Below are 7,280 nucleotides of genomic sequence, written 5' to 3' on the forward strand. Positions count from 1 at the left end.
CCTCCTCGAAACGGAACGGTGCCACCAGGTGAGACCGGCCAAGATCACGCCAGAGCACAACCCGCTGCGCGACCCCCTCGACCTGCGCCTGCCGCGGATCGCGGGCCCCTGCGGGCTCGTCATCTTCGGCGTCACGGGCGACCTCGCCCGCAAGAAGCTCATGCCTGCGGTGTACGACCTGGCCAACCGCGGCCTGCTCCCCCCGGGCTTCGCGCTCACGGGCTTCGCGCGCCGTGACTGGGAGGACCAAGACTTCGCGCAGGTGGTCCACGACGCCGTCAAGGAGCACGCGCGCACGCCGTTCCGCGAGGCCACGTGGCGGCAGCTCGCCGAGGGGATCCGGTTCGTCCAGGGCACGTTCGACGACGAGGACGCCTTCGAGCGGCTGCGCGAGACCGTCGAGACGCTGGACGCCGAGCGCGGCACGGGCGGCAACCACGCCTTCTACCTCTCGGTGCCGCCGAGCGCGTTCCCGGTCGTGTGCCGGCAGCTCTCCCGCTCCGGGCTCTCCCGCTCCGAAGGAGACGCCTGGCGCCGCGTCGTCATCGAGAAGCCGTTCGGGCACGACCTCGAGAGCGCTCGCGAGCTCGACGCCGTCGTGTCGGAGGTCTTCCCGCCCGACTCGGTGTTCCGGATCGACCACTACCTCGGCAAGGAGACGGTCCAGAACCTCCTCGCCCTGCGGTTCGCCAACCAGATGTTCGAGCCGATCTGGAACGCGAACTACGTGGACCACGTGCAGATCACGATGGCCGAGGACATCGGCATCGGCGGCCGCGCGGGCTATTACGACGGGATCGGCGCCGCACGCGACGTCATCCAGAACCACCTGCTCCAGCTCCTCGCGCTCGTCGCGATGGAGGAGCCCGTGTCGTTCGACGCCCCGTCGCTGCGCGCCGAGAAGATCAAGGCGCTGTCGGCCGTGCGCCTGCCGCGCGAGCTGTCCAAGCACACCGCACGCGGCCAGTACGCGGCCGGGTGGCAGGGCGGCGAGGAGGTCATCGGCTTCCTCGACGAGGACGGGATCCCCGCCGACTCGACGACCGAGACCTACGCCGCGATCCGCGTGGACATCGACAACCGCCGCTGGGCGGGCGTCCCGTTCTACCTGCGCACGGGCAAGCGCCTCGGGCGCCGCGTGACCGAGGTCGCCGTCGTCTTCAAGAAGGCACCGCACCTGCCCTTCGAGACCTCGCAGGCCTCCGACCTGGGCAACAACGCGCTCGTCATCCGCGTCCAGCCCGACGAGGGCGTGACGATGCGCTTCGGCGCGAAGGTCCCGGGCACCGCGATGGAGGTCCGCGACGTCACGATGGACTTCGGGTACGGGCACGCGTTCACGGAGTCCTCCCCCGAGGCCTACGAGCGCCTCATCCTCGACGTCCTGCTCGGCGACCCGCCGCTCTTCCCGACGCGCGAGGAGGTCGAGCTCTCGTGGAAGATCCTCGACCCGATCACCGCGCACTGGGCCGCCAAGGGCACGCCCGACCAGTACCGGTCCGGCACGTGGGGCCCGGAGTCGGCCGACGCGATGCTGGCGCGCGACGGCCGCTCGTGGCGGCGCCCGTGACGACCGTCGTGCCGGCGTCGGCCCCGCGGAGCGCGGCGCCCCGCCCAGAGAACCCCCGACCCCGTCGTGCCCCGCAGGGCGGCACGACCCTCCGACAGGCGAGGACCCCGCGATGATCATCGACCTGCCCGACACGACGACGAACGCGGTGAACAAGCGCCTCGTCCGCCTGCGCGACGAGGGCGGCGCGATCGCCCTGGGCCGCGTCCTCACGCTCGTCGTCATCGCGCGCGAGTCCGACGTCGAGACGTCGATCGAGGCGGCGAACGACGCGAGCCGCGAGCACCCCTGCCGCGTCATCGTCGTCGCGCCGTCAGGCCGCAGCACGACGCCGCACCTCGACGCCCAGATCCGCGTGGGCGGCGACGCCGGCGCGTCCGAGGTCGTCGTCCTGCGCACCGCGGGGCCCCTGCTCGAGCACGCCGACACGCTCGTCATGCCGCTCCTGCTCCCGGACGCGCCGATCGTGGTGTGGTGGCCCGGGCAGCCGCCCGCGTCGCCGGACGACGACCCCGTCGGGGCGATGGCGCAGCGCCGCATCACCGACTCGATCACGTCCAAGGACCCGGAGGCGACGCTCGCGCAGCTCGCGACGACGTACGGCCCGGGCGACTCCGACCTCGCGTGGGCGCGCGTCACGCTCTGGCGCGGCCTCATCGCCGCCGCGCTCGACCAGCCGCCGTACGAGCCCGTGACGAACGTCCTGGTCGAGGGTCAGGCGAAGCACACCTCGCTCGACCTGCTCGCGGCATGGCTCGGGTCCCGCCTGCGCTGCCCCACGCAGGTCGTGCGCCGTCGCGGGGCCGAGGCGATCACGCGCGTCACGCTCGAGCGCAAGAGCGGGCCGATCATCCTCGACCGCCCGGACGGGCGCATCGTGACGATCAGCCAGCCGGGCAAGCCCGACCGCCGCGTCGCGCTGCCCATCCGGACGCTGAGCGAGGCCCTCATCGAGGAGCTGCGCCGCCTGGACCCGGACGAGATCTACGGCGAGGTGCTCACCAAGGGGCTGCAGAAGGTGGGCGCGTGAGCGCCGCCCAGCCCGGGGGCACGCACGCGTCCCACGGGCGCCTCGTCGTCGTCCACCCCGACGCCGGAGTCCTCGCCGAGGCGGTCGCGTCGCGGCTCGTGACGCGCCTGCTCGACGTGCAGTCCGTGCGCAGACCCGTGCACGTCGTGCTCACCGGCGGCACCGTCGGCATCGCGAGCCTCGCGGCGCTCGAGCGCCACCCGGCGCGCGACGCCGTCGACTGGTCGGGCGTGCACGTGTGGTGGGGCGACGAGCGCTTCCTGCCCGGCGGGGACGCCGACCGCAACGAGACGCAGGCGCGCGACGCGCTGCTCGCCCGCCTGCCCCAGCTCCCGGCCGAGAACGTGCACCCCACGCCCGCGGCGGACGTCGTCGCGACCCCCGAGGAGTCCGCCACGGCGTACGCGGCGACGCTCGCCGAGCACGCCCCGGACGGCGCCGAGGTGCCCGAGTTCGACGTGCTCCTGCTCGGGATGGGTCCCGACGGCCACGTCGCGTCGCTCTTCCCCGGGCACCCAGGCCTCGACGTGACGGGCGTCCCGACCGCCGGGGTCCACGGTTCGCCCAAGCCCCCGCCGGAGCGCGTGACGCTGACCTTCGAGGCCATCGCGCGCGCCCGTCAGGTGTGGGTCGTCGCCGCGGGCGCCGAGAAGGCTCCCGCCGTCGCGTCGGCGCTCGGCGGGGCCCCTGCGGCAGAGACCCCGGCGGCCGCGGTCTCCGGCACCGAGCGCACGCTGTGGCTCGTCGACGCCGCGGCGGCGGGCACGCGGGACGCCGACCGATGACGCCCGGCGGCGAGCACCTCGACCCCGCCGTGACGTGGGATGCGGTCGACGCGTACTTCGCCCCGCTCGTGGGCGAGGACGACGTGCTCGCCGCCGCCAGCGCGAGGGCGCGGGCCGCCGGCCTGCCGGAGATCCAGGTCTCCCCCGCGCAGGGCCGTCTCCTCCAGCTCCTCGCGCTCGCGACCGGCGCGCGCCGCGTGCTGGAGGTCGGCACGCTCGGCGGCTACTCGACGATCTGGCTCGCGCGTGCGCTGCCGCCCGGCGGCGCGCTCGTCACGTGCGAGATCGACCCGGCCCACGCCACGGTCGCGCGGGAGTCCCTGGCCGACGCCGGCCTCGCGGGTGTCGTCGACGTCGTGCTCGGCCCGGCGGCGGACACCCTGCGGCGCCTCGTCGACGAGGGCGTCGAGCCGTTCGACCTCGTGTTCGTCGACGCGGACAAGCCGTCCAACCCGGTCTACCTCGACCTGGCGATCCGGCTCGCGCGCCCGGGCACGCTCGTCGTCGTGGACAACACCGTCCGAGGCGGCGCCGTCGCCGACGCGGAGAGCACCGACCCGAACGTGCTCGGGGTCCGGGAGATGGTCGACCGCGTCGTCGCGGACCCGCGGCTCGACGCCACGGCCGTCCAGACCGTGGGGTCCAAGGGCTACGACGGGTTCGTGCTCGCGCGCGTGCGCTGACCCGCGGACGAGGTCCGGCGCCCGCGCCAGACCCGGACGTCAGCGACCGCGACGGGCCCGCAGGGCCGCGAGCGCCTCGTCGAGGATCGCGACGCCGTCCTCGTCGCTGCGACGCTCCTTCACGTACGCGAGGTGCGTCTTGTAGGGCTCGTTGCGCGACGGCGTCGGCGGGTTCTCCCGGTCCTGACCGGCCGGGAACCCGCACCGCGGGCAGTCCCAGGTCTCGGGCGCATCGATCTCCGCCTCCGAGGAGAAGCTCGGCCGCGTCTCGTGGCCGTTCGCGCACCAGTAGGACACCCAGAAGCGCGGCGCGATCTCGCCGCGCTCGGACTCCCCGAGCGGTCCCGCCCCGACGCGCGACCCGCGGATCGCGTTACCACCTGCCACGTGCTCTCCCCCGTCCGTGCCGTCGTCGGCACTCGATCCTGCCCGTACCGCGCCGTCCGGCGCGGCTGCCCCCTGCCGACTCCTCGAGCCCTGCTCGACCGCGCGACGCCCCGTGCGGGACGCCTGCGGGTCAGCTCACCTTCTGGAGGAGCCCCAGGAGCACGATGACGACCGCCCAGACGAGGGCGAACGACACGGTGATCCGGTTGAGGTTGCGCTCGGCGACGCCGGAGCTGCCCACCGAGCTCGAGATCCCGCCGCCGAACATGTCGGAGAGGCCGCCGCCCTTGCCCTTGTGCATGAGCACGAGCAGGGTGAGGAAGCCGCTGGTGAGGACCAGCAGGATCTGGAGGATGATGCGCAGCACGTCCACGAGTACGTCCTTGAGGCTCAGGGCCGTCCCGACCGATGTCGAGCGCGACCGCACGGTTGTCGTGCGCAGGCGTGACCTGCCGCACAGGGGACAAGAGTAGGCGACGAGAGGCCGCTGCGGCCAACCCCGGCCGCCGTCGTCTCACGTCAAGGACCGACGGCCCCGGGATCCGCTCCCGGGGCCGTCGGCACGAGGGTCTCGCGGAGCTCAGGCCCCGGTCGCGTGCGACTGGTAGCGCGCGATCTTCGCGAACTCCTCGGGGTCGAGGCTCGCTCCGCCGACGAGCGCGCCGTCGACGTCGGGCTGCGCCATGATCGCGGCGACGTTGGACGACTTCACCGAGCCGCCGTACAGGATCCGCGTCGCGTTCGCGAGGTCCGCGTCGTACAGGTCGCCCAGGGCGCCGCGGATCGCTCCGCAGACCTCCTGCGCGTCCTCCGGCGTCGCGACCTCGCCCGTGCCGATGGCCCAGACGGGCTCGTACGCGATGACGAGCGTCGCGAGCTGCGCGGCGGGGATGCCCGCGAGGGCGCCCTCGACCTGGGCCAGGGTGTAGGAGATCTGCTCGCCGGCCTTGCGGACGTCCAGACCCTCGCCCACGCACAGGATCGGGGCGACGCCCTGACCCACGGCGGCGACGATCTTCTCGTTGGCCTGCGCGTCCGTCTCACCGTGGTACTGGCGGCGCTCGGAGTGGCCGATCGCGACGTAGCTCACGCCGAGCTTGGCGAGCATCGTCGCCGAGATCTCGCCCGTGTACGCGCCCTCGGCGTGCGCCGAGACGTCCTGCGCGCCGTACTTGAGCTCGAGCTTGTCCGCGTCGACGAGCGTCTGCACCGACCGGAGGTCGGTGAAGGGCGGCAGCACGGCGACCTCGACGGCCGCGTAGTCGTGCTTCGCGTCCTTGAGGGTCCACGCGAGCTTCTGCACGGTGTGCGTCGCCTGGTGGTGGTCCAGGTTCATCTTCCAGTTGCCCGCCATGAGCGGGGTACGGCTGTTCGCCACGGTCCTTCTTCTCTCTGTGGGGGTCGCACCGCCCGCGCGCACGGCGTGCCGCGGGCGGTGCGTGAGGATGGTTCGGGAGGGGCGCTCAGCCCTCGAGGACGGAGATCCCCGGGAGGTCCTTGCCCTCGAGGAACTCGAGGCTCGCGCCACCACCGGTCGAGATGTGGCTGAAGCCGGCCTCGTCGAAGCCGAGGATGCGGACCGCAGCGGCCGAGTCGCCGCCACCCACGATCGTGAACGCGCCGTTCGCGGTCGCGTCGACGAGCGCCTGGGCCACGGCACGTGTGCCACCCGAGAACGCCTCGAACTCGAACACGCCCGCAGGGCCGTTCCACACGACCGTCTTCGCGTCGACGATCTTGCTCGCGAAGAGCTGCGCCGACTCGGGGCCGATGTCGAGGCCGATCTTGTCGGCCGGGATCGCGTCCGCGGCGACGACCTCGTGCGGCGAGTCCGCGGCGAACGCGTCGGCGACCACGATGTCGGTCGGGAGGACGATCTCGACGCCGTTCTTCTCGGCGTCCGCGAGGTAGCCCTTGACGGTGTCGATCTGGTCCTCCTCGAGGAGGGACTTGCCGACGCCGTAGCCCTTGGCGGCGAGGAACGTGAACACCATGCCGCCGCCGATGAGCAGGCGGTCCGCCTTGGTGAGCAGGTTCGCGATGACGCCGAGCTTGTCCGAGACCTTCGAGCCGCCGAGCACGACCGCGTACGGGCGCGCGGGGTCCTCCGTAGCCTTGCGCAGGGAGTCGACCTCCTTGAGGACGAGCTCGCCGACCGCGGACGGGAGGACCTGGGCCACGTCGTAGACCGACGCCTGCTTGCGGTGCACGACGCCGAAGCCGTCGGAGACGAACACGTCCGCGAGCTGCGCGAGGTCGTGCGCGAGCGACTGGCGCTCCGCGTCGTCCTTGGAGGTCTCGCGCGCGTCGAAGCGGATGTTCTCCAGGAGCGCGACCTCACCCTCGCCGAGGGCGGCCACGGTCTCGCGCGCCGAGTCGCCGACGACGTCCTGCGCGAGGTGGACCGGCACGCCGAGCAGCTCGCCGAGGCGTGCCGCCACGGGCGCGAGCGAGTACTTCGCGTCCGGCTCGCCCTTGGGGCGGCCGAGGTGCGCGGTGACGATCACCTTCGCGCCCGCGTCGGTGAGCTTCTTCAGCGTCGGGAGCGCGGCGCGGATGCGGCCGTCGTCCGTGATGGTCGTCCCGTCGAGCGGGACGTTGAAGTCGGAGCGGACGAGGACGCGCTTGCCGCGCAGGTCGCCCAGGGAGTCGATGGTCTTCATGCGGTCTCCTACGGTTCGGTCGCCGTCGTACGGGGCGCCTGCCGAGGACCGGCCGGGCCCGCACATGAGGACGTGGGCGCGGGGGCAGCCCGTGCGGGTCCGGGAGCGGGAGACGGGCGCGGGGGTTTAATCCATGGTGGTGCGCGTCAACCTGGGGTCGGG

The 7,280-nt window shown here is 73.2% G+C and carries 8 protein-coding genes; 4 read left to right on the plus strand and 4 right to left on the minus strand.

Annotated elements, in window-relative coordinates; translation table 11 throughout:
- The first annotated feature begins 28 nt into the window (after positions 1–28).
- The 4 genes from zwf to ACFWH7_RS10190 all read left to right on the plus strand — a co-directional run bounded on the left by zwf (position 29) and on the right by ACFWH7_RS10190 (position 4,068).
- A complete protein-coding gene (gene zwf / locus ACFWH7_RS10175) occupies positions 29–1,570 on the plus strand; it encodes a glucose-6-phosphate dehydrogenase (RefSeq protein ID WP_047232815.1) in 1,542 nt (513 codons plus the stop codon).
- Between the two features lie 112 nt (positions 1,571–1,682).
- A complete protein-coding gene (gene opcA, locus ACFWH7_RS10180) occupies positions 1,683–2,600 on the plus strand; it encodes a glucose-6-phosphate dehydrogenase assembly protein OpcA (RefSeq protein ID WP_205203851.1) in 918 nt (305 codons plus the stop codon).
- Complete coding sequence (pgl, locus tag ACFWH7_RS10185; protein WP_378216388.1) at positions 2,597–3,385, plus strand: 6-phosphogluconolactonase; 789 nt, start codon at positions 2,597–2,599, stop codon at positions 3,383–3,385. The genes opcA and pgl overlap by 4 nt, the downstream gene beginning before the upstream one ends.
- Positions 3,382–4,068, plus strand: a complete 687-nt coding sequence (locus ACFWH7_RS10190; protein WP_378216389.1) for an O-methyltransferase — start codon at positions 3,382–3,384, stop codon at positions 4,066–4,068. Before pgl ends, ACFWH7_RS10190 begins: the two co-directional genes overlap by 4 nt.
- 39 nt (positions 4,069–4,107) lie before the next feature.
- Here the strand turns inward: ACFWH7_RS10190 and ACFWH7_RS10195 are convergent, their stop codons facing one another.
- The 4 genes from ACFWH7_RS10195 to ACFWH7_RS10210 form a co-directional block, all read right to left on the minus strand.
- On the minus strand, positions 4,108–4,455 hold the full coding sequence (locus tag ACFWH7_RS10195) for an RNA polymerase-binding protein RbpA (RefSeq protein WP_378216390.1): 348 nt from the start codon (positions 4,453–4,455) through the stop codon (positions 4,108–4,110).
- 130 nt (positions 4,456–4,585) lie between these two features.
- Complete coding sequence (gene secG / locus ACFWH7_RS10200; RefSeq protein WP_087472975.1) at positions 4,586–4,828, minus strand: preprotein translocase subunit SecG; 243 nt, start codon at positions 4,826–4,828, stop codon at positions 4,586–4,588.
- Positions 4,829–5,035: 207 nt separating this feature from the next.
- Positions 5,036–5,809 (minus strand): triose-phosphate isomerase, encoded by a 774-nt coding sequence (gene tpiA / locus ACFWH7_RS10205; protein WP_378216412.1) that lies wholly within the window; start codon positions 5,807–5,809, stop codon positions 5,036–5,038.
- A gap of 109 nt (positions 5,810–5,918) precedes the next feature.
- Entirely contained in the window at positions 5,919–7,118 is a 1,200-nt protein-coding gene (locus ACFWH7_RS10210) for a phosphoglycerate kinase (RefSeq protein ID WP_336723177.1), read from the minus strand.
- Positions 7,119–7,280 lie beyond the last annotated feature (162 nt).

The organism is Cellulosimicrobium cellulans, from assembly GCF_042723955.1.
Lineage (GTDB): Bacteria > Actinomycetota > Actinomycetes > Actinomycetales > Cellulomonadaceae > Cellulosimicrobium > Cellulosimicrobium cellulans_H.